At 69.0% G+C, this 25,305-nt stretch carries 22 protein-coding genes and 1 pseudogene; 15 read left to right on the forward strand and 8 right to left on the reverse strand.

All coding sequences use genetic code 11. The features are described from left to right. The 8 genes from ON39_RS38835 to ON39_RS38870 form a co-directional block, all read left to right on the forward strand. Positions 1-902, forward strand: a 902-nt coding sequence (locus tag ON39_RS38835) for a P-loop NTPase family protein (protein ID WP_051187661.1), incomplete at its 5' end; no start/stop codon positions are given. A gap of 17 nt (positions 903-919) precedes the next feature. After that, positions 920-2,293 (forward strand): glycosyl hydrolase family 28-related protein, encoded by a 1,374-nt coding sequence (locus ON39_RS38840; RefSeq protein WP_040741688.1) that lies wholly within the window; start codon positions 920-922, stop codon positions 2,291-2,293. A 5-nt stretch (positions 2,294-2,298) separates the two neighbouring features. Next, positions 2,299-3,669, forward strand: coding sequence for a GNAT family N-acetyltransferase (locus tag ON39_RS46420; RefSeq protein ID WP_083894955.1), 1,371 nt, complete (start codon positions 2,299-2,301; stop codon positions 3,667-3,669). A gap of 152 nt (positions 3,670-3,821) precedes the next feature. Then, on the forward strand, positions 3,822-5,189 hold the full coding sequence (locus ON39_RS38850) for a glutamate-1-semialdehyde 2,1-aminomutase (protein ID WP_040741669.1): 1,368 nt from the start codon (positions 3,822-3,824) through the stop codon (positions 5,187-5,189). Beyond that, on the forward strand, positions 5,186-6,316 hold the full coding sequence (locus tag ON39_RS38855; protein WP_040741670.1) for a glycosyltransferase: 1,131 nt from the start codon (positions 5,186-5,188) through the stop codon (positions 6,314-6,316). Before ON39_RS38850 ends, ON39_RS38855 begins: the two co-directional genes overlap by 4 nt. Before the next feature lie 93 nt (positions 6,317-6,409). Beyond that, positions 6,410-7,168, forward strand: a complete 759-nt coding sequence (locus tag ON39_RS38860) for an SDR family oxidoreductase (RefSeq protein WP_246003116.1) — start codon at positions 6,410-6,412, stop codon at positions 7,166-7,168. A gap of 91 nt (positions 7,169-7,259) precedes the next feature. Further along, entirely contained in the window at positions 7,260-8,921 is a 1,662-nt protein-coding gene (locus tag ON39_RS38865; RefSeq protein WP_083894956.1) for a bifunctional metallophosphatase/5'-nucleotidase, read from the forward strand. 363 nt (positions 8,922-9,284) lie between these two features. Then, positions 9,285-11,303: an SDR family oxidoreductase gene (locus ON39_RS38870; RefSeq protein WP_040741672.1), complete on the forward strand. Its 2,019-nt coding sequence runs from the start codon at positions 9,285-9,287 to the stop codon at positions 11,301-11,303. 109 nt (positions 11,304-11,412) lie between these two features. Here the strand turns inward: ON39_RS38870 and ON39_RS49295 are convergent, their stop codons facing one another. The 3 genes from ON39_RS49295 to ON39_RS38880 all read right to left on the reverse strand — a co-directional run bounded on the left by ON39_RS49295 (position 11,413) and on the right by ON39_RS38880 (position 13,602). Next, complete coding sequence (locus ON39_RS49295) at positions 11,413-11,631, reverse strand: hypothetical protein (protein WP_146251307.1); 219 nt, start codon at positions 11,629-11,631, stop codon at positions 11,413-11,415. A 122-nt stretch (positions 11,632-11,753) separates the two neighbouring features. Continuing rightward, positions 11,754-12,410 (reverse strand): cutinase family protein, encoded by a 657-nt coding sequence (locus ON39_RS38875; protein WP_051187668.1) that lies wholly within the window; start codon positions 12,408-12,410, stop codon positions 11,754-11,756. A gap of 163 nt (positions 12,411-12,573) precedes the next feature. Further along, a complete protein-coding gene (locus ON39_RS38880) occupies positions 12,574-13,602 on the reverse strand; it encodes a zinc-binding alcohol dehydrogenase family protein (protein WP_040741696.1) in 1,029 nt (342 codons plus the stop codon). A gap of 222 nt (positions 13,603-13,824) precedes the next feature. Here ON39_RS38880 and ON39_RS38885 point away from each other — a divergent pair, with 222 nt between their 5' ends. Together ON39_RS38885 and ON39_RS38890 are read left to right on the forward strand one after the other, a co-directional pair. After that, the gene (locus ON39_RS38885; protein WP_040741674.1) at positions 13,825-14,463 is read left to right on the forward strand and encodes a TetR/AcrR family transcriptional regulator; all 639 of its coding nucleotides are present in this window, start codon (positions 13,825-13,827) and stop codon (positions 14,461-14,463) included. A 2-nt stretch (positions 14,464-14,465) separates the two neighbouring features. After that, on the forward strand, positions 14,466-16,145 hold the full coding sequence (locus tag ON39_RS38890) for an FAD-binding dehydrogenase (protein WP_040741697.1): 1,680 nt from the start codon (positions 14,466-14,468) through the stop codon (positions 16,143-16,145). On the opposite strand, the gene ON39_RS38895 is transcribed toward ON39_RS38890, so the two are convergent. Both ON39_RS38895 and ON39_RS38900 read right to left on the reverse strand, forming a co-directional pair. Continuing rightward, positions 16,142-17,059, reverse strand: a complete 918-nt coding sequence (locus ON39_RS38895; RefSeq protein WP_051187664.1) for an expansin EXLX1 family cellulose-binding protein — start codon at positions 17,057-17,059, stop codon at positions 16,142-16,144. The genes ON39_RS38890 and ON39_RS38895 overlap by 4 nt on opposite strands. Positions 17,060-17,665: 606 nt before the next feature. Continuing rightward, on the reverse strand, positions 17,666-18,808 hold the full coding sequence (locus ON39_RS38900) for an acyl-CoA dehydrogenase family protein (protein ID WP_040741676.1): 1,143 nt from the start codon (positions 18,806-18,808) through the stop codon (positions 17,666-17,668). A gap of 638 nt (positions 18,809-19,446) precedes the next feature. Here ON39_RS38900 and hemC point away from each other — a divergent pair. The 3 genes from hemC (at position 19,447) to ON39_RS38915 (ending at position 21,876) form a co-directional block, all read left to right on the forward strand. Next, on the forward strand, positions 19,447-20,376 hold the full coding sequence (gene hemC, locus ON39_RS38905; RefSeq protein ID WP_040741678.1) for a hydroxymethylbilane synthase: 930 nt from the start codon (positions 19,447-19,449) through the stop codon (positions 20,374-20,376). Between the two features lie 39 nt (positions 20,377-20,415). Further along, positions 20,416-20,685 carry a hypothetical protein gene (locus ON39_RS38910; protein WP_051187665.1) on the forward strand — a complete coding sequence of 90 codons (270 nt, stop codon included), beginning with the start codon at positions 20,416-20,418 and terminating at the stop codon, positions 20,683-20,685. Positions 20,686-21,366: 681 nt separating this feature from the next. Then, positions 21,367-21,876, forward strand: coding sequence for a hypothetical protein (locus ON39_RS38915; RefSeq protein ID WP_040741680.1), 510 nt, complete (start codon positions 21,367-21,369; stop codon positions 21,874-21,876). A gap of 201 nt (positions 21,877-22,077) precedes the next feature. Here the strand turns inward: ON39_RS38915 and ON39_RS38925 are convergent, their stop codons facing one another. The 3 genes from ON39_RS38925 to ON39_RS38935 all read right to left on the reverse strand — a co-directional run bounded on the left by ON39_RS38925 (position 22,078) and on the right by ON39_RS38935 (position 24,116). Further along, entirely contained in the window at positions 22,078-22,635 is a 558-nt protein-coding gene (locus ON39_RS38925) for an AAA family ATPase (RefSeq protein ID WP_051187666.1), read from the reverse strand. A gap of 232 nt (positions 22,636-22,867) precedes the next feature. Further along, positions 22,868-23,710: an IclR family transcriptional regulator gene (locus ON39_RS38930; protein ID WP_040741684.1), complete on the reverse strand. Its 843-nt coding sequence runs from the start codon at positions 23,708-23,710 to the stop codon at positions 22,868-22,870. A gap of 145 nt (positions 23,711-23,855) precedes the next feature. Then, positions 23,856-24,116, reverse strand: coding sequence for a three-helix bundle dimerization domain-containing protein (locus ON39_RS38935; RefSeq protein WP_051187667.1), 261 nt, complete (start codon positions 24,114-24,116; stop codon positions 23,856-23,858). 159 nt (positions 24,117-24,275) lie between these two features. Here ON39_RS38935 and ON39_RS38940 point away from each other — a divergent pair, with 159 nt between their 5' ends. Next, positions 24,276-24,758: a nuclear transport factor 2 family protein gene (locus ON39_RS38940; RefSeq protein ID WP_040741686.1), complete on the forward strand. Its 483-nt coding sequence runs from the start codon at positions 24,276-24,278 to the stop codon at positions 24,756-24,758. A gap of 144 nt (positions 24,759-24,902) precedes the next feature. Continuing rightward, a pseudogene (locus tag ON39_RS38945) lies at positions 24,903-25,305 on the forward strand (aminotransferase class V-fold PLP-dependent enzyme); the annotation flags it as partial.

The raw sequence follows: 25,305 nt of genomic DNA on the forward strand, positions 1-25,305 counted from the left end.
AGACCATCGAGCGAGGCGCCGCGCCCGCGGCGCGGGTCACCGTGGTCGACCGCGCCGAGGCGCCGGCCGGGCCGAGCGGGCCGCAGTACACACGCATCCTGGCGCTGGGCTTGCTCGCCGGTCTCGCGCTCGGCTGCGCCGCCGCGTACCTGCGCGACCGCACCGACCGCACCCTGCGCACCTCCAACGACCTGGAAGCCGTTCTGCCCGTGCCGATCCTGGGCATCATCGACGCGGGCCGCCCCGGCGCACCCGACGAGACCCGCAGGCTGCGAACCAGACTGCTGCGCGAGGGCGAGGCGGGCAGCGTCCTGGTGACCAGCCTCTCGTCGCGCTCCGAGCCGGAAGTGGCCGCGGCGCTGGCGAAGTCGTTCGCCGACATGGGTGGCTCCGTGGTGCTCATCGACGCCGACACCTCGGGCGCCGGCACGCCCGCCGCGGCCAACTCCGGCGGCGGCCTCGCGGCGGTGCTGCGCGACACCGTGCCGGTGCACGAGGCGCTGACCGAGTGGGACGAGACCGGCGTCACCGTGCTGCCGCTCGGCGACAGCGACGACAAGACCTCGGATCTGCTGGCGTCGGACCGCTTCTCGGCCGTCGTCGCGAAACTCACCACCGACTACGACCACGTGGTGGTGCAGGCCGCACCGGTCGCCCACGCCGCCGACGCCATCGCCGTCGCGCCGCTGTGCGATCAGGCCATCGCGGTCGTGTTGCTCGGCCGGACCCGCGCACCCCAAGTGCGCGGCGCTCTGGCCACATTCGGCGACAACAAGCTGACCGGCGCGGTAGCGTACAGCGAGCCGGTCACCGGGGGGCGGCGACCCGGCGAGCGGCTGCGGCCCCGCGGGAGACTGCGACTCGGCGAGAGACTGCGGCTCGGCAGGAGGCCGCGGCGATGAGCCAGGAGGCTGCTGCGATGAGCAACGAAGCGGTCGGCCGGCGTGGCGTGCTCGCGGCGGCGCTGGGCGCGGTGGGCGCGGTTCCCGTGCTCGCGGCGTGCGACTCCGGCACCGATACCCCGAAAACCCCCGCCCTGGAGTTCCGTTCGCCGCACGTCACCGACGCGCCCTCGGCCCGCAACGTGCGCGATTTCGGCGCGGTCGGCGACGGCGTCGCCGACGATACCGCCGCGATCGCCGCGGCGGCCGCCGTGCCGGGCGGCGTGCCGCTGGTCATGTACCTGCCCGCGGGTCACTACAACGTGACGTCTTGGCCCGAACTCAGCGACTACGCAACGGTTCTCGGCGACGGCGCCGATGTCAGCGTGGTGAACTGTATGACCGACACCACTCTCATCGCGCTACGCAAGCGCAGCCGGGTGCGCTTCGCCCGCCTCGGCTTCTACCTGGCCGGGCCCAAGGCGACGGCGGTCCTGCTGTCGGAGTGCTTCCGGTGCTCGTTCGATTCGGTGGTGATCCGCGGCAACCACATCACCGAGAACTTCCCGCGCTACCGGGACCAGCGCGGAATAGTGCTGGAGAACAACACCGGCGGCACCGCGATCCTCAACTGCGACATCAACAATTTCGGCTACGGCATCGTCACCTCCTGCATCCAGAACTACGTCACCTCGTCCAAGCTCACCAGCAACTACGTCGGGGTGCTCGGCACCGGCAACGACCACAACGCCGGATTGGCGCTTACCAACGTCGAATTCGTCTCCGACTCGGACCCGCACACCACCGACAAGCACATCGTCATCGACGGCGCGGCCAACGACTGGTGGCTCACCAACGTCTGGTTCGAGGGCGCCGACATCGCGCTGTCCATCGGCCGGCCCGGTCAGGGCGGGCCCGCGCAGTTCGGCATGATCAACTGCAAGGTCGCCGCGCGCTCGGTCGGCCTCGACCTGATCTATTGCCGCCAGCCGTATCTCGCCAACGTCCAGTTCGACAAGGACTTGGAGAAGCCGCCCATCGAGCTACGCATCGACCCGGCCGGCTGCCCCGAGGGCACCGCGGTGAATCTGATCTCCACCGCCGCAGAGGATCTCTACCCCTCGACCTTTCCGCCGCGCTGGCATGTGCTGGGCCGCACCAGCATCCACGCGCCGTCGTTCACCGGCACCATGGTCGCCAAGGCCGGACGCGGCGACTCCGACGTCTTCCAGACCCAGGCCCCCGACGGCGCGCTGCGCTCCGCGATCCTGGCCAGTGGTGCCTGGCTCTCCGAGCAGGCCGAGGGCGGGATCGTGCTCAAGGACGCGTCCGGGGGGTATTGGCGGCTCTCGGTCTCCGCCGAGGGCGCGCTCAAGACGATGTCGCTCGGCAAGACGCGTCCGCGCGAGTAGGCGCCATGACGAGTCCGAAATCGTTGGCGCGCGTCACTATCGGTCCCGTGTCGCTGCACGGCAACGCCATCGTGCTGCGTCCGCCGCGGATCGCGGACTACCCGCACTGGCGACGGATCCGGCTGCGCGACAGGCACTTCATCGAACCGTTCTGGTACAGCTCGACGCTGGACTGGGCCGCGCGGCACTGCGGCGCCCAGTGGGTGCGTGAATGCTTGACGAGCCGCGACGAGGCGCGGGCGGGCCTGCGGCTGTCGACGGTGATCGAGGTCGACGGCCGCTTCGCGGGTCAGGTCGAGCTCGGCTCCATCGATACCGCCACGGCCTCGGCCGAATTGGGCATCTGGGTGGACGCCGAGGTCGCCCGCCACGGCATCGGCGGCATGGCGGCCGCGCTGCTGATGGACTACTGCCTCGAGCAACTCGGCCTCGAGCGGATCACCGCGCCGATCTCGCCGGAGAATGTCGCCGCCGCGCACGGCGCCGCCGAGTTGGGCTTCCGGCGCGAAGCCATGATGAGCCGCTACTTCGACGTGGGCGGCGCGCGCCGCGATCACGAGCTGTGGGCGGTCACCAGGGCCGACGTGCCGGCGAACGGGTTCGCGGGGCACTGGCTGGACCGCCACGACACGCACGCCCGGCGCCCCCCGCCCGCGGGCGAGGACGCGACCGACGCGTCGTTCCCCAAATGCGCCGTATTCGGCGCGGCCGCACGCTATTACGCCGGACGGATCCTGCATCTGCTCGATCCGCTGCGCGCGGCCCGGCCGGTCCGGCTCGCGGACCCGGAACGCCGGGACCTGGTGGTGCGGAGCCGGCGGCTGTCCGACTGGGGCCGGTGGCGCGCCGCCCGGTTGCGCGGCCGCGCCGAGTTGGATCCGGATCCGGCGGGAACCGAACAGGATTGGGCACGACGGCACTCTCGCCTGCGGTGGTTCAGCGAATACCTGTGTGCGCGACCGGGTTTGCGCTCCGCGTGCGGCCTGGTGCTGGCGATCGAGGTGGACGGTCGGTATGCCGGCGAGGCGCGGCTGTTCGACCTGGACATGTTCGACCGCAACGCCAGGATGTTCGTCTGGACCGAGCCGGGTCACGGCGACGACGTCCGGGCCGCGGCGACCCGGCTCCTGCTCGAGCACGCCTTCGGCAGCCTCGGCCTGTGCCGGATCTCCACCGCGGTCGAGCCCGAGGATGGCCGATCCGCCGAGGTCGCCGCCGCCGTCGGCATGATCCGCGAGGGCCGCATGCGCGGCTACGTCGGCGCGACGGGCCACCGCGCCGATCACGACCTGTGGGCGGTTACCCGATGCGCGTCGGACACCGAGTCCTCCGCGCCGTCGGCCCGCAGATCTTCCGGGCCGACCGAACACCCGTGAACCGGTGTATACCAAACGACCGACAGGGGCGCTTTCGCGCGGACAAGCCGAACCGGCCGACGTAGAGTATCCGCAGAAACCGGTGCGCGCAGGGAGGATTCGCGCTGGCAGTCTGCCGCGTGTCTGCGCCCCGACTCTTCAGGAGCCCGACCATGGAGCCTATTTCCGATGATCCACCGGCGCCCCGCCGGTTCACCCGCAGCAACGAGCTCCAGGCCCGGCTGCATGAGCTGATTCCGGGCGGCGCGCACACCTATGCCAGGGGCGCGGACCAGTACCCCGAGTTCATGGCGCCGATCCTGGTGCGCGGCAACGGCTGCCGGGTCTGGGACGCGGACGGCAACGGCTATATCGAGTACGGCATGGGGCTACGCTCGGTCACCCTCGGCCACGGCTATCGGCCGGTGCTCGACGCGGTGCACCGCGCCATCGAGGACGGCACCAGCTTCAGCCGCCCCACCGAGCTGGAACTGCTTGCGGCACAGGACTTCCTGGCCCTGGTACCGGGCGCGGACATGGTGAAGTTCGCCAAGAACGGCTCCGACGCCACGACCGCCGCCGTCCGGTTGGCCAGGGCCGCCACCGGGCGCGACACCATCGCCGTGTGCGATCAGCCGTTCTTCTCGGTGGACGACTGGTTCATCGGCACCACCGCGATGGACAGCGGGATCCCGTCCGAGATCGCCGAGGGCACCGTGCGTTTCCACTACAACGACCTCGCCTCGCTCGCCGCGGTACTGGAGTCGCGCGCCGTGGCCGCGGTCGTCATGGAGGCCGCCACCGCGCTCGCCGAGCCGGAACCCGGCTTCCTGCAAGGGGTTCGGGACCTGTGCGACCGGCACGGCACGCTGCTCGTCTTCGACGAGATGATCACCGGCTTCCGCTGGTCGGCGGGCGGCGCGCAGGCGGTGTACGGGGTGCGGCCCGACCTGTCGTGCTGGGGCAAGGCCATGGGCAACGGTTTTCCGCTCTCGGCCCTCGCGGGCAAACGCGAGTTCATGGAGCTGGGCGGCCTGCGCACCGATCACGACCGAGTGTTCCTGCTCTCCACCACGCACGGCCCGGAGTCGGGCTCGCTGGCCGCTTTTCGCGCCGTCGTGCACGAGTACCGGACCGACGACCCCATCGGCAAGATGGAGCGCGCGGGCCGCCGCCTCGCGGCGGGGGTCAACGCGGTGGCCGCCGATCTCGGGATCGCCGACTACCTCCAGGTGCTCGGCCGTCCCTCGTGCCTGATCTTCGTCACCCGCGATCTGGACGGTCGGCCGTCGCAGGAATTCCGCACGCTGTTCCTTCAGGAACTGCTGCTGCGTGGCGTGCTCGGCCAGTCGTTCGTCACCTCGGCGGCGCACACCGACGCCGATATCGACGAGACGATCGCCGCCTGCCGGGAGGCGGCCGCCGTCTACCGCAAGGCCATCGAGCAGGGCAGCGTGGACGGACTGCTCGACGGGCGGCCCGTGGCTCCGGCCATCCGTCGCCGGGCCGCGCCGCGCCGCGTCCCTTCGGAGGTCGAATGACTCAGCCCCGCGCACGAAAGTCCCAGCCCCGCATCGCCATTGTGCACGAGCGGTTCACCGAGTTCGGCGGCTCCGAGGCGGTGGTCGGCGAGCTGGCCGAAACCTGGCCCGGCGCCGAGGTTTTCGCGCCGATCGTGGACCCTGCAGGCGTTCGCCCGCCGCTGACCACGGTCCACGACACCTGGCTCAGCCGCGCCCACGCCGCCACGGGCCGGCGCTCGCACGCCCCGCTGCTGCCGCTGGTCCCCCGCGCCCTGCGCCGCCTGCCCCTGCGGAACCGGTTCGACGCGGTCGTGGTCAGCCATCACGCGTTCGCCACCCAGGCGGCCTTCGCCACCGACGCCCCCGTCATCGCCTACGTGCACAGCCCGGCACGATGGGCGTGGGACAAGGACTTTCGCGCGCAGGAGGCGGGAGGCCGCGCCGGTCAACTCGCGCTCGCCGCGCTCGGAAACCTGGCCCGCCGCAGCGAGTTGCGCGCCGCGCCAAGGCTTTCCCACATAGTCGCCAACTCGCGCGCCGTGGCGGCCCGGGTGAGCGACTGGTGGGGGTTGCCCGCGTCGGTCACCTATCCGCCGGTCCGGATCGATCGCTTCACCCCCGACCCGGATGTCGAGCGCGAGGACTTCTTTCTCTTCGCGGGCAGGCTCGTCCCCTACAAGCGCCCCGACCTCGCCGTCCTCGCCGCGCAGCGCGCGGGCCGCAGGCTGGTCGTGCTCGGCGACGGCAGATTCCGCGCCCATCTCGAAGCTCTCGCGGGACCCGAGACGACGTTCCTCGGCGCGACCTCCCACGACGTCCTGCTCGACACCTATCGCCGCTGCCGCGCGCTGATCATGCCCGGCGTGGAGGACTTCGGCATCGTCCCGGTCGAGGCAATGGCGTGCGGCACACCGGTTCTCGCCGTCGCGCAGGGCGGCGCGCTGGACACGGTGCGCCCCGGCCGCACCGGCGAGCACGTGCCGCACGGCCCCGACGCGGCGGTGGTCGACCAGCTCGCCAAGGCCATGCTCGACTTCGATCCCGCCCGCTACCGGCCCGCGACCATCCGCGCGCACGCCGAGACCTTCTCCCCCGCCGCGTTCCACACACAGATGGCCGACACCGTCGCTCGATATCTGCGCTGAATCACCGTCGGCGGCGGCACGGGGAATAGGGCCGGTCGCCCGGTGGTTGCGGGCGATGGTCGAGTAACCACCGGGTGCGAGGGAGGCAGCAGTATGTCGCAGGTCATGGCCGACACCGACGACGAGCGGTCCGGCGGAGATCTTCGCGGTCGCACGGCGGTCCTGATCGGCGGCGGCTCCGGTATCGGGTTGCGGGTCGCGCACCGGGTGGTCGCGGCGGGCGGCCGGGTGGTGCTGGGCGGCCGGACCGCCTCGCGACTGTCCGCGGCGGCGAAGGAGCTCGGTGACGCGGCCGAGTGGTGCACCGTCGACACCGGCGACCTCGACTCGCTGGCCGCGTTCTTCGACGGCCTCGCGCACGTCGATCACCTCTTCACCACGGCGGCGTCCTACCGGGTCGGGCCGATGCGCGAGCTGAGCGCGGCCGAGGCCGCCTCGCCGTTCGAGTCGAAGTTCTGGGGTCAGTACCACGCGGTGCGGCTGGCCGCGCCGAAACTGGCCGAGGACGGATCGGTGGTGCTGATGTCGGGCGCCGCGTCCGCGCGCCCGGCCGGGCTCGCGCCCGCCTATGTCGCCTGCAACGCCGCCATCGAGGGGCTCGGTCGCGGGCTCGCGGTGGAGCTCGCGCCGGTCCGGGTCAATGTCGTCTCGCCGGGGACCGTCGACGGTCACCTGTGGTCGAATCGCCCGGATACCGTGCGCCAGGCCGCGTTCGAGCAGTATCGGCGCGAGACACTGCTCGGGCGCCCGGCCACCGAAGACGAGATCGCGCACGCGGTGGTCTATCTGTTCACCAATACCTTCACCACCGGCTCCACCCTCTATCCAGACGGGGGATATACGCTCCGGTGACGGCCGTTCACCTCTGGCAGCGACGGCGCGCGCGTGGGAGAGTCTGAGCATGAACGCGCGCCGCCGAGTTGCCGCTGTCATTGCCGGAATCGTGAGCATCGCGCTGGTCGCCGGGTGCGGCACCACCGCGGACAAGGGCGGTGAGTCCCCGACTTCCGTTGCGCCGCAGGAGCCTCCGCTGATCTCGACGAACGATCTGCCCGCCGCGCGGCCCGACGAGGTACATCTGTTCGGGCTCAACGACTTACACGGGAATCTGCAACCGCCCGCGGGCTCGACCGGAAAGGTGTCCGGCTACGACGCCGGCGGCGCGGCATATCTGGCGACCCACCTGGCGCGCTTGAAGGCGGCCTACCCGGCGAGCGCGGTCGTCGCGGCGGGCGACGACATCGGGGCCAGCCCGCTGGTGTCCGGGCTGTTCCACGACGAGCCGACCGTCACGTTCCTGAACAGCGTCGGCGTCGCGGCGTCCTCGGTCGGCAATCACGAGTTCGACCACGGCGTGCTGGAATTGGCGCGCCTGCAACAGGGCGGCTGCGCGCCGGACGGCTGTTCGCCCGGAGAACCGTTCGGCGGAGCCAAGTTCGCTTATCTCGCCGCGAATGTCGTGGACGCCGAGGGGAAGCTGCCGCCCGCGCTGCGGCCGTGGACCATTCTCCAGGTGGGCGAGCACAAGGTCGGCGTGATCGGCACGGTGACCCCCGATACCGTGAATCTCGTTTTCCCCGAGGGGATTCGGGGCTACACGTTCGGCGACGAGGCGGCCGCGATCAACCGATACGTGCCGGAGATGAAGGCGGCGGGCGCCGAGACGGTCGTGGCATTGATGCACGACGGCGGCGCTCAGCGCGCCGACAAGGACACCCCGCTCGACTACAACGGCTGCGCAGGCATCAGTCCGAACGTCACCGATCTCGCCAAACGCGTCGACCCGGCGGTGACGGCTCTGTTCACCGCGCACAGTCATCAGTTCTACAACTGCACGATGGAGGGCAAGGCGGTCACCCAGGCCGCCTCCTACGGCAGGCTCATCACCGACCTGACGCTGCGCTTCACCCCGGAAGGCGTTCGGGCGTCGGCGATCAACCGGGTGGTCACCCGCGACGTCGCCGCCGACCCGGCCACCACCGCGCTGGTGGACTTCTACGCCGAGCAGGCCCGGCCGCGCACCGCCAGGGTGGTCGGCGCGGCCGCCGCGACGCTGCCGCACGATCCCGACGCGACGGGGGTCTCGCCGCTCGGCAATGTCATTGCCGACTCGATGCTCGCGGCGACCGCGGGCCCGGCCTCGGCGGTCGCCGCCTTCATGAATCCCGGTGGCGTGCGGGCCGATATCAAGGCGGGGCCGGTCACCTACGGCGACATCTACACCGTCCAGCCCTTCGGCAACCAGGTCGTCACGCTCACCCTCACCGGCGCGCAGATCCTGCGCGTGCTCGAACAGCAGTGGACCAATGCCAGCAAGCCCGCGGTGCTGTCCCTCGCCGGCCTCACCTACGCCTACGCCGACTCGGCGCTGAAGGGCGCCAAGGTAATCGCCGGCACCGTCCGCATCGCCGGGCAGCCGCTCGACCCGCTCGCCGCCTACCGCGTCACCACCAACAGCTTCCTCGCGGCGGGCGGCGACGGCTTCACCGCCTTCACCGAGGGCGTCGACAACGTCCCCGGGCCCACCGATCTCGACGCGCTCGAGGCGCTGTTCCGGGACGCCTCACCCATCCAGTTGCCGCCCGCCCGCGTCGAGAAGCGATAGCCGTCCGATAGCCATCAAGTACTGGACGGGTGACCAGTACTCGAATATCTGGAAATTGTTGTAACACTTACCGTTTGACCTGCGCCGACGGGTGACCAGTCCCACAGAGTGATCCGGTCCGGAACGCTTGCCGGAGCCGATCAGGCTCATTACTGTTTCCTATAAGTCAGGACGAAGGGGTTCCTACTTCGGCCCCGATCGCTGTTCCGCGTCTCGCGGCCGAACCCACGAAAGTGCGCTTGCGGACCACGCATGTGCGAGGCCGCGAAGTGTGCTTGTGCGAGGTTGCCACTGGCGCATTCACCGTTGCATGCCGGATCCCCTGTGCGACAACACACTTGGAATGAACAGCAGGAGAGGACGATGGCTACCTACATCGTGACGGGCGGTACCGGATTCTTGGGGCGGCGGGTCGTTCAGGAGATCCTGGACCACGAGCCCGACGCCGTCGTTCACGTCCTGGTGCGCGAGGAGTCGCTGCAGAAGTTCGCCGACCTCGCCACCGGCTGGAACGGCGGCGAGCGGGTGTTCTCGCTGGTCGGCGACCTCACCGCGGAGGGGCTCGGGCTCACCCGCGAGGCGCCGCGCGCCGACCACGTGATCCACCTCGGCGCGGTGTACGACATGACCGCCGACGAGGAGACCGCGCACGCGGCCAATGTCGCGGGCACCCGCTCGGTGATCGAGCTGGCCCGCTCGACCGGCGCTGTGCTGCACCATGTTTCGTCGGTCGCCGTGGCGGGCGACCACCCGGGCAAGTTCTTCGAGGAGGACTTCGACCTCGGCCAGCAGCTCACCTCGCCCTACCACCGCACCAAGTTCGCGGCCGAGCGACTGGTGCGCGAGTCGCGCGGGGTGCGGTGGCGGGTGTACCGGCCCGCGATCGTGGTCGGCGACTCGCGCACCGGCGAGATGGACAAGATCGACGGGCCGTACTACTTCTTCCCGGCCATCGCCAAGCTCGCCGCGCTGCCCGCGGAGCTGCCGATGCCGCTGCCCGATCTCGGCGCGACCAATATCGTCCCGGTCGACTACGTGGCCGCGGCGATGGCCGCCCTCGTGCGCAAGCCCGGCCTGAACGGGCGGACCTTCCACCTGGTCAATCCGGAGCCGCAGCCGTTCAGCGAGGTGTACGGCGCGCTCGCCAAGGCCGCGGGCGCGCCGGCGGGCATTGGCGTCGTTCCGCTCAGCGCCCGTGCGCTGAACGGGCTGGCGCAGCTGCCCGGCGTGCCCGCGGTGCGCGATTTCCTGTTGGAGCAGCTGGGAATTCCCGCCGCCGTCGCGCCGCACACGTCCTTCGCGGCGGAGTTCATCTCCGACTCGACGCGGGCGCAGCTGCGCGGCACCGGACTGACCGTGCCGTCGTTCGACAGCTACGCCGCGCGGCTGTGGCAGTACTGGCGCGAGCACCTCGACCCGCACCGCGGGCGGCCCGCCGTGGCCGACGAGCCGCTCAACGGCCGGATCGTGCTCATCACCGGGGCGTCCTCGGGCATCGGCCTGGCCACCGCGCACGCGGTCGCCCGGCGCGGCGCCACCGTCCTGATGGTAGCTCGCGGCAAGGACGACCTCGCCGACGCCGCCGACGCGGTTCGCGCGGAAGGCGGTGTGGCCTACGACTATCCGTGCGACATCACCGACGCGGACGGCGTGCAGACGCTGGTGCGGACCATCCTCACCGAGCACGGCCACGTCGACTACCTGGTCAACAACGCGGGCCGCTCGATCCGCCGCTCGGTGCTGAACTCCACCGACCGCATGCACGATTTCGAGCGGACGATGGCGGTCAACTACTTCGGCGCGGTCCGGCTGATCCTGGCGCTGCTGCCCTCGATGCGGGCCAGGCGCTTCGGCCATATCGTCAATATCTCCTCGATCGCGGTGCAGACCAAGGTGCCCCGGTTCGCCGCCTACGTGGCGAGCAAGTCGGCGCTGGACAACTTCAGCGAGATCGCGGCGGTCGAAAACCGGGACGCCGGCATCACTTTCACCTCGGTGCGGATGCCGCTGGTGCGCACCCCGATGATCGCGCCGACCGACCTCTACAAGTCGCTGCCGGTGCCCGACCCGGATCAGGCGGCGGCCATCGTGGTTCGCGCGCTCGAGGATCGCCCGCACCGCATCGACACCCCGGTCGGCACGTTCGCCCAGGCCGTCGATCTGCTCATGCCCTCGGTGAAGCGCACGATCCTGCACCAGGGGTTCCGTCTCTTCGGGGAATCGACTGCGGCACAGGGCAAGAAGCCTTCGACGGTGCGGAAGTCGTCCGGCGAGCCGGGGCGCGGCCCGTTGACGGCGCTCGCCCCGGTGCTCATGCCGTTGATGGCGCTGCCCGGGCCCGCCGCGCGAGTGGCCAGGGTGGTGCCCGGCTTGCAGTGGTAGTGCGCGTTTCTCGCGCGTCATTGCTGGCCGGTGATTTCGGGGGCGTCGGAACATATCGTGTGCGGCGCCGGTCGGCCCGCAAATTGTGCGCGATCGCCGGTGCGGACAATCAGATTCGAGCCCGGCGGGTCGGCGTGATATCCGGATAGCGGCAGTGGATCCGGGCGATGCAGCGGCGCACCGTGTGCAGCTCGGCGTGTAGGTCACGTAGTCGCCGTGTTTGAAATGTCCTTTCCGCGGTATTGATGGCACGCGCGAGAGTGCGGGCGTGTGCGGCGAGCAAGTCCAGAAATACCCGGGCTTGTGCGATGTCGGGATCATCGGACATTCGCTGTTCCTATCACGCGCGCCGGGGCCGCACCACTCGAACTTCGCGCATTCCATCGGATTTCGCCGCAGCGTGTCCGAATCGAAAAGGACCACGGTCGTTTCAAACAGTATGCCGCGCGCTCAGATCCGTCCCGCGGCGAACCACACGGCGGGCCACACCGCCCAACCGTAGTCGCCGTGCTCCGCCGCGTCGCCACCGCCGCCGCACACCGGATCCCCTGCGGTGCAGTAGTTTCCGGTGCGCCCGGCGTACCACTCGGGCACGCTCCAGCCGATCGGCCGCAGCGGGTCGCCGAACAGCAGCACGGCCGCCACCCGGGACGCGAGTTGGCCGGGCAGCGAGGAGATTCCGCCGAGCGAGTTCACCGCGCCCGTGCCGAGCACGCCGTGCGTGACCGCCGCGCCCTGCGAGTAACCGACCAGGATGAACCGCTGGCCGGGGCAGGCCGCGGCCTGCCACTCGACGTGCGCGGTCATGTCCTGGGTGCCGCGACTGAGCGACGCCGGATCCAGGAGGTCCGCCGGGTAGTCGACGCGGTAGGCGCCGACGCTCATCGGAAGTGCTTGCAACAGCGCGCCATACAGGGGATCGCCCACCGCGGCGCCGAGATAGCCGGGTTCGTGCGTGCCGCGGGCGACCACCACCTCGACCGCCGTGCACGGCGACGCCGACGCACTCGGTCCCGCCGTCGTTCCGAAACCCGCGGCCAGCAGTAGCACGATCAATGCTCGTACCGCCCGCCGCCGGTCGAAATGAATTGCCTTACGGTCTGCCATCGCGATCACCCGCTCACGCCGTTGTGAGAAGCCGAGTGGCACTTGTCCTGGACAAGTGCCACTCGGCTATATCTGCGAAGGTAAGAACGGCAGAACGACGCGTCAAGCAATTGCGCGAGAACGATGCGTACTCAGCGCCGAATCGTGTCCTGGCGAGGCTTTTCTATGGCACGAGAACCGCTGCGCCCGTGAAACGTCCGTGTGCGAGGTCGGCGAGGGCCTGATTCGCGGCCCCCAAAGAGTACCCATGCGTGGTTACGTCTATGCGATGTTCACCTGCGAGAGTAAGAAACTCGCGGGCGTCGGCGCGGGTGTTCGCGGTGACCGAGCGAATTTCCCGCTCCTGGAACAGGTGCCGCTGGTAATTCAGGTCCGGAATATCGCTGAGGTGGATGCCCGCGATCGCCAGGACGCCGCCGCGGTCGAGCGCCGCCAGCGCGGGCGGCACGAGCGTCCCGACCGGCGCGAACAAGATCGCCGAATCCAGCTGTACCGGTGGCTGTTCCGACGCGCCCTGCACCGAGGTGGCGCCGAGTTCGCGCGCCAGTTCCCGCGCGGCCGGGTCGCGGGTCATCACGTGCAGCTCCGCGCCGCGCGCCAGCGCCACCTGCGCGGCGATGTGCGCGCTGCCGCCGAATCCGTAGAAGCCCAGACGTCCACCGGGCGGCAGGTCGGCGCGCCGCAACGCGCGGTAGCCGATGATGCCCGCGCACAGCAGGGGGGCCAGCTCGGCGTCGGTGTAGCCCTCGGGCAGTCGAAGCGCGTAAGCCGCTGGGACGGTGGCGAATTCGGCGTAGCCGCCGTCGGCGTCCCAGCCGGTGTATACCGAACGGGGACAGAGGTTTTCCGCGCCGCGCAGGCAGTACCGGCACGCGCCGCAGGTGTGTCGCAGCCACGCGATGCCGACGCGGTCGCCGACGGCGAAGGTCTCGACGAAGCGCGAGTCCTCGGCGGCCGCGCCGACCGCCGGGCCGACGGCGACGACCTCACCGACCACCTCGTGCCCCGGCACCACGCCCGCCCGGTGCACCGGCAGATCGCCCTCCGCCACGTGCAGGTCGGTGCGGCAGACCCCGCATGCGAGCACGCGCACGAGCAGTTCGTCGGGGGCGGGTTCGGGAATCGGCTCGCGCACCCGGTCCATCGGTCCCGCGTCGATCGGGCCGGGGCGGCGCACGCGCCACGCGGTCATCGCCGCGGACCGGGCAACGTCGGTCATACCGATCTCCCCTCGTCGTCAGTGCGCCCGATCGGATCGAGCTGGGCTCACCCTACTCATCGATTTCACCACGTCACAGGATCGCTTCTGATACATTTATGTATTGAATACATTTCTGTATCCAACCGGGCGGCGGCTCGCCGGTCGTGGATCCGATCGACCGGCGAGCGCCGGTCGCGCACGAGGAGGTGTCCGTTGGCGTCGTCCGCCGAAGCGAAGACCTCGGCGACCAGGGTCACCCGCCGCCGCGCCGAGACCAGGGATCGGCTGCTCACCGCCGCGTACGAGGCGTTCTCCGAGGAGGGCTTCGGCCGGGCCACGGTCGAACGGGTCTGCGAGCGAGCCGGGTTCACGCGCGGCGCCTTCTACTCCAATTTCGGCTCCCTGGACGAGTTGTTCCTGGCCATGTGGGAACAGCGGTCCGCCGCCATGCTCGCCGAGGTGCGGCGCACGCTCGACGAGATCCCGGTGGGCACCGACGATGTGCGCACCTCGATCGAGCGCCTGGAACGGGCGGTGCCGGTGGACGAGGCGTGGTACCGCATCACCGCGGAGTTCACCACACACGCCCTGCGCAATCCCGAGCTGCGGCGGGTGATGGCCGCGCGAGAAGAAGCGATTGTGAACGCGCTCATGCCGACCATCGTCGCCGGACTGGCCAGGGTCGGGCGCACCGTGCCCGACCCCGACGCCCTCGGCCAGGCGCTCGTCGCGGTGCACGACGGCACCAGCGTGCAGGTACTGATGGAGCCGCGCAGCCGGGTCGTCCGGCGCAGGCGCACCGATCTCATTTACCACGTCGTGCTGGCCTACAGCACCGAGACCGAAGGATGAACATGCCCGATCCCGCATTCGCCGCCGAGGCGGACGTCATCGTCGTCGGCGCCGGACTCGCCGGCCTTGTCGCGACCCACGAGCTGGTCAAGGCGGGTCGCAAGGTGCACGTGCTCGACCAGGAGAACCGCAACAACCTTGGCGGGCAGGCCTTTTGGTCGCTCGGCGGCCTGTTCATGGTCGACACCCCCGAGCAGCGTCGCCTCGGCATCAAGGACTCCTACGAGCTGGCCCTGCAGGATTGGCTCGGCTCGGCCGGTTTCGACCGAGACGACGAGGATCTCTGGGGCAGGCGGTGGGCCGAGGCGTATGTGCGGTTCGCGACCACCGAGAAGCGCGACTATCTGCACGAACTCGGATTGCGGGTGACGCCGCTGATCAGCTGGGCCGAGCGCGGCGGGACCTTCGCCGACGGGCACGGCAACTCGGTGCCGCGCTTCCACCTCACCTGGGGCACCGGACCCGAGGTGGTGCGCGTCTTCGCCGAGCCGGTGCTCGAGGGCGAGCGAAAAGGACTGGTGAGCTTCGGCTTCCGGCATCGGGTCGACGAGCTGATCGTCGAGGACGACGCCGTGGTCGGCGTGCGCGGCAGCGTGCTGGAGGAGACCGAGCTCGAGCGCGGCAAGGCGTCGTCGCGGAACGTCGTGGGCGAGTTCGAGTTCCGGGCCAAGGCGGTGATCGTGACCTCCGGCGGCATCGGGCACAACCACGAGCTGATCCGGCGCAACTGGCCCACCGAGCGACTCGGCAAGTGCCCGGAGACCATGATCTCCGGCGTGCCCGCGCACGTGGACGGGCGGATGCTCGCCATCACCGAGGCCGCGGGCGGCGCCATCGTCAACCGGGATCGCATGTGGCACTACACCGAGGGCATCAACAACTGGAGCCCGATCTGGCCCGACCACGGCATCCGCATCATTCCGGGGCCGTCCTCGCTGTGGTTCGACGCGAACGGAAAGCGTTTGCCCGCACCGTGTTTCCCCGGCTTCGACACCATATCGACGATGAAGGAGATCCTGGCCACCGGCTACGACTACTCCTGGTTCGTGCTCACCCAGTCGATCATCGAGAAGGAGTTCGCGCTGTCGGGCTCCGAGCAGAACCCCGACATCACCGGCAAGGACCTGAAATTCACGCTCAAGAGCCGGCTCGCCCACGGCGCGCCCGGCCCGGTCGAGGCGTTCAAACAGCACGGCGTCGACTTCGTGGTCGCGGACAACCTGCGCGAGCTGGTCGCCGGGATGAACAAGATCGCGCGCGGCCCGCAGCTCGACTACGACGCGCTGGAGCGCCAGATCGTCGCCAGGGACCGCGATGTGGCGAACAAGTACTCCAAGGACAGCCAGCTGATGGCGATCACCAACGCGCGCCAGTTCCTCGGGGACAAGGTGAGCCGGGTCGCCAAGCCGCACCGGATCCTCGACCCGAAGGCTGGTCCGCTCATCGCGGTCCGGTTGAACATCCTGACCCGGAAGACGTTGGGCGGCTTGCAGACCAACCTCGACTCGCAGGTGATGCGTCCGGACGGCACGGCCTTTCCCGGGCTGTATGCCGCGGGTGAGGTCGCCGGGTTCGGGGGTGGGGGTGTGCATGGGTACAACGCGTTGGAGGGGACGTTCCTCGGCGGGTGTATTTTCTCCGGGCGTGCTGCGGGTAAGGCGTTGGGGGCTCGGCTGCCTTAGGGGCGGCAGTTCGCGGACGAGCTGCTCGTCGACGGCTGCGCGGCGGCGGTGGGCGACGGGATCGGTTGCGGCTGAGCGGGTTCGGGTGCGGCCGGTGCGCCGGAGTAGAGGTGGGCGCCGGTCGCGCGCACGCCCGGTTGCAGGGTGATGCCGACGATGTCGGCTCGGTCGCCGTGCACGTCGGTGACGCGCGCGTCGAACGGGCCGGGCCCCGCGCCCGAGAGGGACCAGTAATTGTCCATGCCGTGCGTGAGGTTTCGCCATGTGCCGCCGCCCGAGGGGCGAATGGCCACCTCGCGCAACGGGTTTCCGGTGCCGCTGAAGAGGATGGCGAACCAGGCGCCGCTGGAGTCGGGCTTCACCTGATAGAACAGCTCCGGCGGCGGCTCGGGGTCGCGCACGACGCGGTAGCGGATCGGCACCACGCCGTCGGACAGGTCGGCGATCTGGGTGAAGGCGGCCACGCTCAGATCCAGTTGTCCCGGAGCACATGCCGGGCAACGGTCCACGATGAGCGCGCGCACGTCGCCGTTCGGGCCCTCGATATCGAGGTACGCGCCGCACGGCTCGGCGATGCCGAACTCCTGGGTCGACATTCCCACGTAGAAGCCGTCCATCGGCAAGGCGGGGAACGAGCAGGACACGCCCTGGCTGAACGAGTAGAAGCGGGCCTGGCCCGAGACGACCGGCTGCGGGGACGGCCCAATGCTACTGGCGGCCACCGGGGTTCGCGGGGTGAGCGAGTGGGCCAGCACGTTCGTGGACGCGGATTGTTCGAGGGCGTTCGGCGTATCGCAGTGCGGCGGCTCCGGCCTGGTCAGCCACACCGCGGCGCCGGCGATGGCGATCAGGCCGACGGCGGACCAGAGCCAGCCGGAGCGGAAGTGTCGTTGGTCGATCGGTATCCGGTGCATCGCTCCCCGACTACGGCTCACCTGCGCGCGTACACCTCGCTGACGCTCGGCTCTCGCGCGCAGTGGCGCGCCGCAGCATGGTTCGCTCGCTGCGCGGCGCTCACGGACTCTCCATCCTGACAATCCCTAGGAAAGCAGCCGAACGGTCGTCGCACGGGGCGAACGAAAATTCTTCGCAGTGAAAGAAGTACGCTTCAGCAAGTGCAGGGCAAATGCCCAGCATCCTCCTGGACACTCTTGTAGCTCATCGGAAAATCACCGGCTCGGGCGCGGGCGGAGGTGCGGGCTCGGGCTTTCGCTTTGCCATGTCCACGTCGGCGCGGTCGCGGCCGAGAACGTCTCGGACACGTAACTGGGTTGCGCACCAAAGTAATACGGCGGCGGGCTCGTAGGATGCCTCCCCAGCCGTCGGCGTCGGCCGCTGGAGCGCGGATCGGATCGGCGTAAACAATGTGCTCGGTGCGCGATTCGCGCGCTCGGTCCGGCTTGCGAGTGGAAAGAACCGGGCGCGCGGTATGTCGCTGCGTTCGAGCGTAGGGACTTTTACTGGCGCATGGTTCATCCAATGCGACTCTGCCGCACCGCCACTCGCGTGCATCCCGGTCGTCAGGAAAAGCCATCCATCAGCGAGAGGACCCGCAGCATGACCTCGTCCGCGCCGCCGCCGATGCTCAGCAGGCGGCTGTCCCGGTAGGCGCGAGAGGTCCAGGTGTCGGTCATATACCCCGTGCCGCCGTGCACCTGTAGACACCAGTCGGCGACCTGCCGGGAAAGCCGGCCCGCCTCGAGCTTGGCGATCGTGGCCATGCGGGTGACGTCGCCGCCGTCGGCATAAGACCGGGCCGTCGCCTCGGTGTAGACGCGGAGCAGGTCGACCTTGGCGGCGAGCTCAGCGTAGGTGTACTGCAGGTACTGGTTCGCCGACAGCGGCTGGCCGAACGCCTTGCGCTGCCGGGCGTGGTCGCGGGTCTGTTCCAGTTCGCTCGCGCAGCTGATCGGCACGCTGTACGCGGCGAACATGCGCTCCATCACGAACTGCGACATCTGCTGCTGGAAGCCGCGGCCGATCTCGCCGATGGCGTTGCGCACCGGGACCCGCACGTCCTGGAAGGTGAGCAGGCCGGTGTCGGAGGCGCGCATGCCCAGCTTGTCGAGCTTGCGGTCGACCCGGAAGCCGGGCGTGTCGGTGGGCACGATGATCTGACTCATCCCCCGGTATCCGCCCTCCGGCGAGGTCCGCACCAGGGTGCACAGCCAGTCCGCCTGCACCGCGTTGGTGATGAACATTTTCGACCCGTTGATCACCCAGTCGTCGCCGTCGCGCCGCGCAGTGGTCCGGATGCCCGCCACGTCGGAGCCCGCCTCCGGCTCGGTCACCGCCACGCCGCAGACCGTCTCGCCGCGCATCGCCGGCGTCAGGTACTCCTGCTTGAGTTCCTCGCTGCCGTGCGCGTGCAGGGAGGGCGTCGCCATCGCGACCTGCACGCCGAGCGCCATCGGCAGCGACCCGTGCGCGACGCGACCCAGCTCCTGGCAGAGCACCAGCGTGAACAGGTGATCGGCCCCCTGACCCGCGTAGGCCGGGTCGTACTCGAGCCCCAGCATGCCCAGCTTCGCCATGTCGGTGAAGATCTCGTGCAGGGGCATCATCTCCGCCCGCTCCCACTCGTCGACGTGCGGATTGATCTTCTGGTCGACGTAGCGCCGGACCATCGCCCGGAACTCCTGGTGTTCGTCGCTGTACATCATGTGGTCCTCCCGCTCGCTCTTATTCTCGTCACGAGTGGGGGCACAGTTCCGGGTTTCGGTGGGTCGAAGAGGGCGATGTCTACCGGCGGGGGTGCGACTCGGGGCGGCGCGGCCGGCGAGTCGCTTACATCCGACGAACATCGGCGACCGCACGACACAGCGGCGGAAGCCTCCCAGGCGGCATACGAAGGAATCGGCGCGGGCGCCGCAACACGACGGTGGCGCGCCGGAGACGCTCTCATCCGACTTGCATCTGCGGCGGGCGACTTGGGGTGTGGCCGGCGAAGCGCTCACATCCGACGGACATCATCGGGCGCACGCCGCAGCGGCGGAAGCCCGCGAGGCGGCATACGCCCGAAGGAATCGGCGCGGGCGCAGTGCGGCGATAGCGCGCCGCCTGACACGCTCGTCCGACGGACACCAGCGGGCGTACGACTCGGCTGTGAGCTTGTGCGGCGGATGGACGACCGAGGCGTATCTATACGAGCGCACGACTCGACGATAGAGCGCCGCGTGACGATCGTCCGACGGCCATCGGTCGTGTGCGCCGCTGCGGCGGAATTGGGCGGAGCGCTTTCGAGCGCCGACCGGCCGACTCGGCGGTGAAGGCCGGTGCGGGCCGGAGTAGTGTCCGGGGCATGTCGCGTTCGCGCATTATTCGGATCGCCACCCGGTCGAGTCCTATGGCGCTGGCCCAGGCGGAGCTGGTCGCCGGGCAGCTCGCCGGGCTCGGGGTGGACAGTGAGGTGGTCAAGGTCACCACCGCCGGGGACCGGTGGATGGGGGATCTGGCCAAGCTCGGCGGCAAGGGTGCGTTCGTCAAGGAGATCGACCACGCACTGCTCGTCGGCGAGGCCGATCTGGCGGTGCACTGCCTCAAAGACATCCCCGGCGACATCCCCGTCCCCGAGGGTCTGGCGTTCGCCGGATACCTGTCGCGCGACGACGTGCACGACGCGGTGATCACCGCCGACGGCGCCCCGCTCGCCGAGCAGCCCGAGGGCACCGTGGTCGGCACCAGCTCCGTGCGCCGCACCGCCCAGCTGCGCCTGCACTACCCGCACCTGACGGTGAAACCCTTGCGCGGCAACGTGAATACGCGCCTCGCGCGTCTCGAAGAGGGCCACATCAATGTCCTCATCGCCGCCGTCTCCGGCCTGCACCGCGTCGGCCAGGCGCACCGCATCACCGAAACCCTCGACCTCGAGACCATGTGCCCGCCCGTCGGCGCCGGCATCATCACCCTCGAATGCCGAGCCGACGACACCGAACTCCTCGACCTCGGCGCCCGCCTCGACCACCCCGACACCCACCGCCAAGCCGACGCCGAACGCGCCATGCTGCACGCCCTCCAAGGCCACTGCAACTCCCCCATCGCCGGCTACGCCACCACCGACCGCACCGGCCGACTCACCTTGCACGGCAAGGTATTCAGCGCCGACGGCGCGCAATGGCTCGACTCCCGGCACTGGGGCGTCCCCGAAGACCCCCAAGCCCTGGGCTTCTTCGTCGGCGCCGACCTCCTCCGCCAAGGAGCCCGAGCCATCATCGACGCGATCCCCCACTGAGCGAACGTGTTTCGAGCTGGGATGCCTCGCGCTTCAACGATGCCGACGATCAAGGTGAACAACACCTCTGACAAGACCCTCGTCCTGTTCGTCGAGCCGTGGGCGCACGAGTACCGAATGCGCCCACAGGAAGGCTTTACCCTCGAGTTCGATGACTCCAGCCGAACCGCCAGCAGTCACAACGACTTCGAACTGTCGTGGCACGACCAAGGCGTCGTCGTCTGGACCGCATTCGACCTCGAGGTCGTCGTCCGCGACCAGTCCGGCACCAGACTCGAACCTGGCCACCAACATCCACCTACAGGTTAGGACAGACCGCATCCGAGGCAGCGACTCCGTCACGGCGCTACTCATAGTGCGTCGACGGCCGATTGCTGCTGCGGGTTGCCGCGCCGTCGGATTCAGCGACTCGACATTCTCGGACCAGGTTGCTGTCGAGCAGCTCACTTTCACCATAGCCACCGGCTTTGGTCGTCACGGCACGGGCGTATCAGCTGACCCATACCGGGCAGGGGCAGGCAGCAGGGCGCGCGGGGGTGCGAAGGCGATCACATCGCGAAGGGTGTCTACGAGATAGCTGATTTTAATGAAACGGACACATTTCGCATGTTTGCTGGGCTAGATTCCTCGCTACGCCGGACAATCGGCGCTGAGTAGTCGGAGGAACACCGTGGAATACCTGGGCTCTGCCGCCGGAATCTTGCAGATGATCATCGGCACCATCCTCGCCAACACCGGATCGGGCGGTTCGGGCTCCGGCTGGTGAACCCCGCGGATTCGGCTCGTGCATCCGCGAGCCGAATCCACCCCATCGACCCGGCCGTTCAGCCACTTGCCTTCCCGGATTGTCCGCCACCGTCTCTCGCCGACGGCATCGCATCGAAACGCAACGACCTAGCGCCTACCCGCAGCCTGCCACCATGCCTGGGCTACACGAGATCTCCACAGATCCGCCACGGAGAAACCATCGCGGCCCGCTAATTTTCCCGCATGCTCATTTCCGCGCGTGAGTTGTGGCGCAATCCCGCACGCCGAACCGCTTACCTGCTGCAGGTGGTGGCGATCGTCGCCCTTGCCGGCTGGTGGGTGGCCCTCAACGAAGGTTTGTCCTCGCGATCAACCCGCGATCCGCAGAAGAAGCTGGATGCCGGCGGCAGATTCGCCGTGACCTTCTCGGTCTACATGCCGTTCTTTCTGCTGGTCACTCCGTGCCTCGTCAGTATCGGCATCGCCGGGCTGACGTGGTATCGATTCGCGCCCAAGGCCCTCGCTTTCGGGGCCATCTGCGAAGCCGTGTTCACCCACTGGGTGCGCAGTGACAAGCACCTGCTCGACTACAAACCCGCACTCCTCAGCCACCTCGACACCAGCGTCCTACTCGCCTCCCTCGCCGGTGTAGCAGCACTGGCCGCAATCGTCCTACAAGCCCGAGGCTCCAGACCCGTACCAGCAAAGCCCATCCCTCATCCCCGCCCCGACGCCACCAACCACTCCACCTGAAACTCCTCCGCCGAAATCTCCTCAGCCACAACACCATTCTGAGTAGAGAGCGATATCAGGTCCGAAGCGGGATCTTCATCACACAGCACGGTGAACGCGGACTCGGTCAAGCCACCGGCAAATCCCACCCCGCCGGCGGTGCACTCGGCGCTAGCGAACATGGCTCGAACCCCCATCCCAATTATCCAGCAGTGCAATCCTTTACGGTGCCGCTCGCCCAGCACTGACGTCTCCGTGGATGCGGTCGACAACTTCTTCCACCGTCCAGGTAGCACCGATTCTCAGTTCATCGACGAACGGCAGCGGCTGCCAGCCGTGATACCACTGCGCCATCGCTTCTTCTGGAATCGTCGCCGCCTGCGGGCGTCCGGCATGACGGACGAGGGTTTCCTCGAAGGTCAGGTCGAAACTGTAGAACAGCGAGTGCGTAACGCCGCGGGCGAGCCGTTCGAGCATCGCCCCGTATCGACGGGCGTCCAGGATTCCTTCCACGATCACGACGAGCCCATTGGCCAGACACATCTGAGCGATATGCTCGATCAACGCGATATTGAACGCATCCGGCTCATCGGACTCACGCAACATCTGCCGCCGGACCGTATCTTGCGATACAACCGCACATTTCGCTCGCGGAAACCGGCTCTGAACTGCCGCGGCAACCGTCGATTTTCCGGAGGCCGAGTTACCGCGGATCACCACCAACTGCCGGCGCACGATCTCCGGCGGGCCATACGGTGGGTCGAGCCGATTGGGCGTCATCGGGCTACAACCTAGCAGCGCCCCACCACGATCCCGGCGTCAGAGCTGACGGCTTAGCGACCTCGCCCTACTCACGGAAGCGTCGCCCTTACCTCGTGACTGAAGGCCAAGCACGGCTTCCGCGTCGGGAATGGCTCGGTGCGGCGACGGTAGGTCCAGCGTGCAGGCGGGGACGGCCGATGAGCGGTGGGGGGTCAGCGCCGACCGGGGGATGGCTCGGCGGGGGGTGGGATCAGCGCCAGCGGGCGTGGCGGGGGAACAGAGTGCGGCCGGCTTCGTGGGCTGCTTCTACTAGGACGCGGGCTAGCCGAGCGGTGTCCAAAGCTGTTCGGTCGGTGGTGATTTGGCCGGAGAGGGAGAGGGCGGCCACGGCGGCGCCGCGGCCGCGGATGGGGGCGGCGACGCAGGCTATGCCGGTGACGGATTCTTCGTTGTCTACTGCTACGCCTTGGCGTTGGCGGACGCGGGCCAGTTCGCGGTGGAGTTCGGCTCTGTCACAGATGGTTCGGGGGGTCAGTTGGGGTAGGTGGTCGCGGAAGGAGGTCTCGACGATGCTGGGCTCGAGGGAGGCGAGCAGTGCCTTGCCGAGAGCTGTGCTGTGGGCGGGCATTCGGCCGCCGAGGCGGGTGGGGACGCTGGCGGCGAAGCGGCCGCCGGCCTTGTCGAGGTAGAGGACCTCGCGGCCGTCGAGGACGCCGAGATGCCCGACCATGCCGGTTCTTTGACAGAGATCGTGCAGCAGCGGGCTGACCACGTCGCGAATCTCGTTGTGGTCGGCGGCGAGTCCGCCGAGTTCGAGGGTGCGCAGGCCGAGGCGGTAACCGCCGGGGGCGTGCGCGAGCCAGCGCAGGCGGATCATCTGGTCGAGGATGCGGTGCACGGTCGAGCGCGGCAGGCCGGTGCGCTCGGACAGGCCGAGCAGGGTGAGGGTCGGCGTGGCACTGTCGAAAGCGTCCAGTATCAGCGTCATTCGCTCGATCATGGACACCGGTGGCTGCGACGGCCGGGCGGGCGCCGGTCCCGATCCCGTCCATAACTCGCCGGATTCGGGAGGGGTCACCGCCTCGACCGTCATAGCTCACCTCCATGTGTGCTCACGTAGAGCTTAGAAGTTACCTTGTGTCACCCATCACAGTGCCTCGGTGAGCGCACGGGAAGAATCCCGGAAACTACGGAGACCACTACGGATCTTCTCGGTAGCCGGGAACGATGCTTGACAACTATCCGGCGCCGCTCTGCTGCTCGACCAAGGCGGACAACCACTCTCGCGTGTAGCGCTCGGCGAGCAGCGGCAGGAAGTTGTCGATGGTCGCGTCCTCGGCGACGTGGTCGTAGGCGGAGCGGAGGAACTGCTCGATGGCGTCGTCGTCGATACGCCCCTCGAACTCCGCCTCGAGGCGGGTGGCGGCCGCGTGCAGCGCGACCGCTTGATCGAGGGACGGATCGTGGGGATTGGGCGAGGTAACAGGACTGTCGTTCACAGCGGACTCCCGATCGTGACGAGACTTTCGGTGCGGTGAGCGCATGCGCTGCCTTCGGCATGCCTCGAAGATCGAGTACCCACCGTCACGGCCGGAACACACCCTGGAAAATTAGAACAGGTTATTGTCTGCCGCGCTCCGGCGTGCCACGCTGAGCACATGGATCTCGCCGCCATCGAAGCCGTCCGCCAGCTCAAGTACCGCTACTTCCGGACGCTCGACCTGAAACGGTGGGACGAGTTCGCCGACACCCTCGCCGTCGACGCCGTCGGACGCTACGGCACCCACGCGCTCGGCGAACCGCTGAAGCTCGACGGACGCGAGGCGATCACCGCGTTCATGCGCGAAAACCTCGGCCCGGCCATCGTCTCGGTCCACCTCGCCAACCATCCGGAGATCACCGTCGACGGCGAAACTGCCGCGGGCTCATGGGCTTTCGAGGACACGGTGATCGCCACCGAGCACGGCGTGCTCATTCGCGGGGCCGGGTACTACTCCGACACCTACCGGCTCGACGCCGACGGCGCGTGGCGCATCGCGTCGACGGGTTACGAGCGCATCTATGAGTCGATGCAGTCGCTCGCCGACACACCGAGTCACCAATTGCTCTCGAACATGTGGGCCACACCGACATCGAAATAGGAACCGCGGATATATCGCCATATCGACCGGCAATGTCACCGTGGAAGAGTACGTGCAGATAGCCGGGCCGGATTCCACCCATAACGGTCCAGTTTTCGAACGCTGGCGCTGGACCGGCCGTGAATGGCGGCGGATGCTCGTACCATGTCCTCCCTTGCGTCCGACGAGTTCTCCACCGAAGTCACCTACCTGAACACCGCCTCGTTCGGCCTACCGTCCGCGCGTGCGCTCAACGCCGTCCGCGAGGCGAACGCGAGCTGGGCCGCAGGCCGCGGCGGACCGATGACGAACGACTACCTGGTACCCCGGTTGCGGGAGTCGTTCGCGGGGTTGCTGGCTGGGGCCACCGCGGACGATATCGCGCTGGGCGCGACCGCCGCCCAGCTGATCGCGCCGATCGCCGTCGCACTGCCGCCCGGCGCCGAGGTGTTGCTCGCCGAGAACGAATTCGCCTCGGTCAGCATGCCTTTCGTGCACCGGGGCGATCTCGCGGTGCGCGTGGTCCCGCTGGAGCGGCTGGCCGAGGAGGTGCGGCCGGAGACCGCCC

Source organism: Nocardia tenerifensis NBRC 101015 (assembly GCF_000308715.1).
In the GTDB taxonomy this organism is placed as follows: Bacteria; Actinomycetota; Actinomycetes; order Mycobacteriales; family Mycobacteriaceae; genus Nocardia; species Nocardia tenerifensis.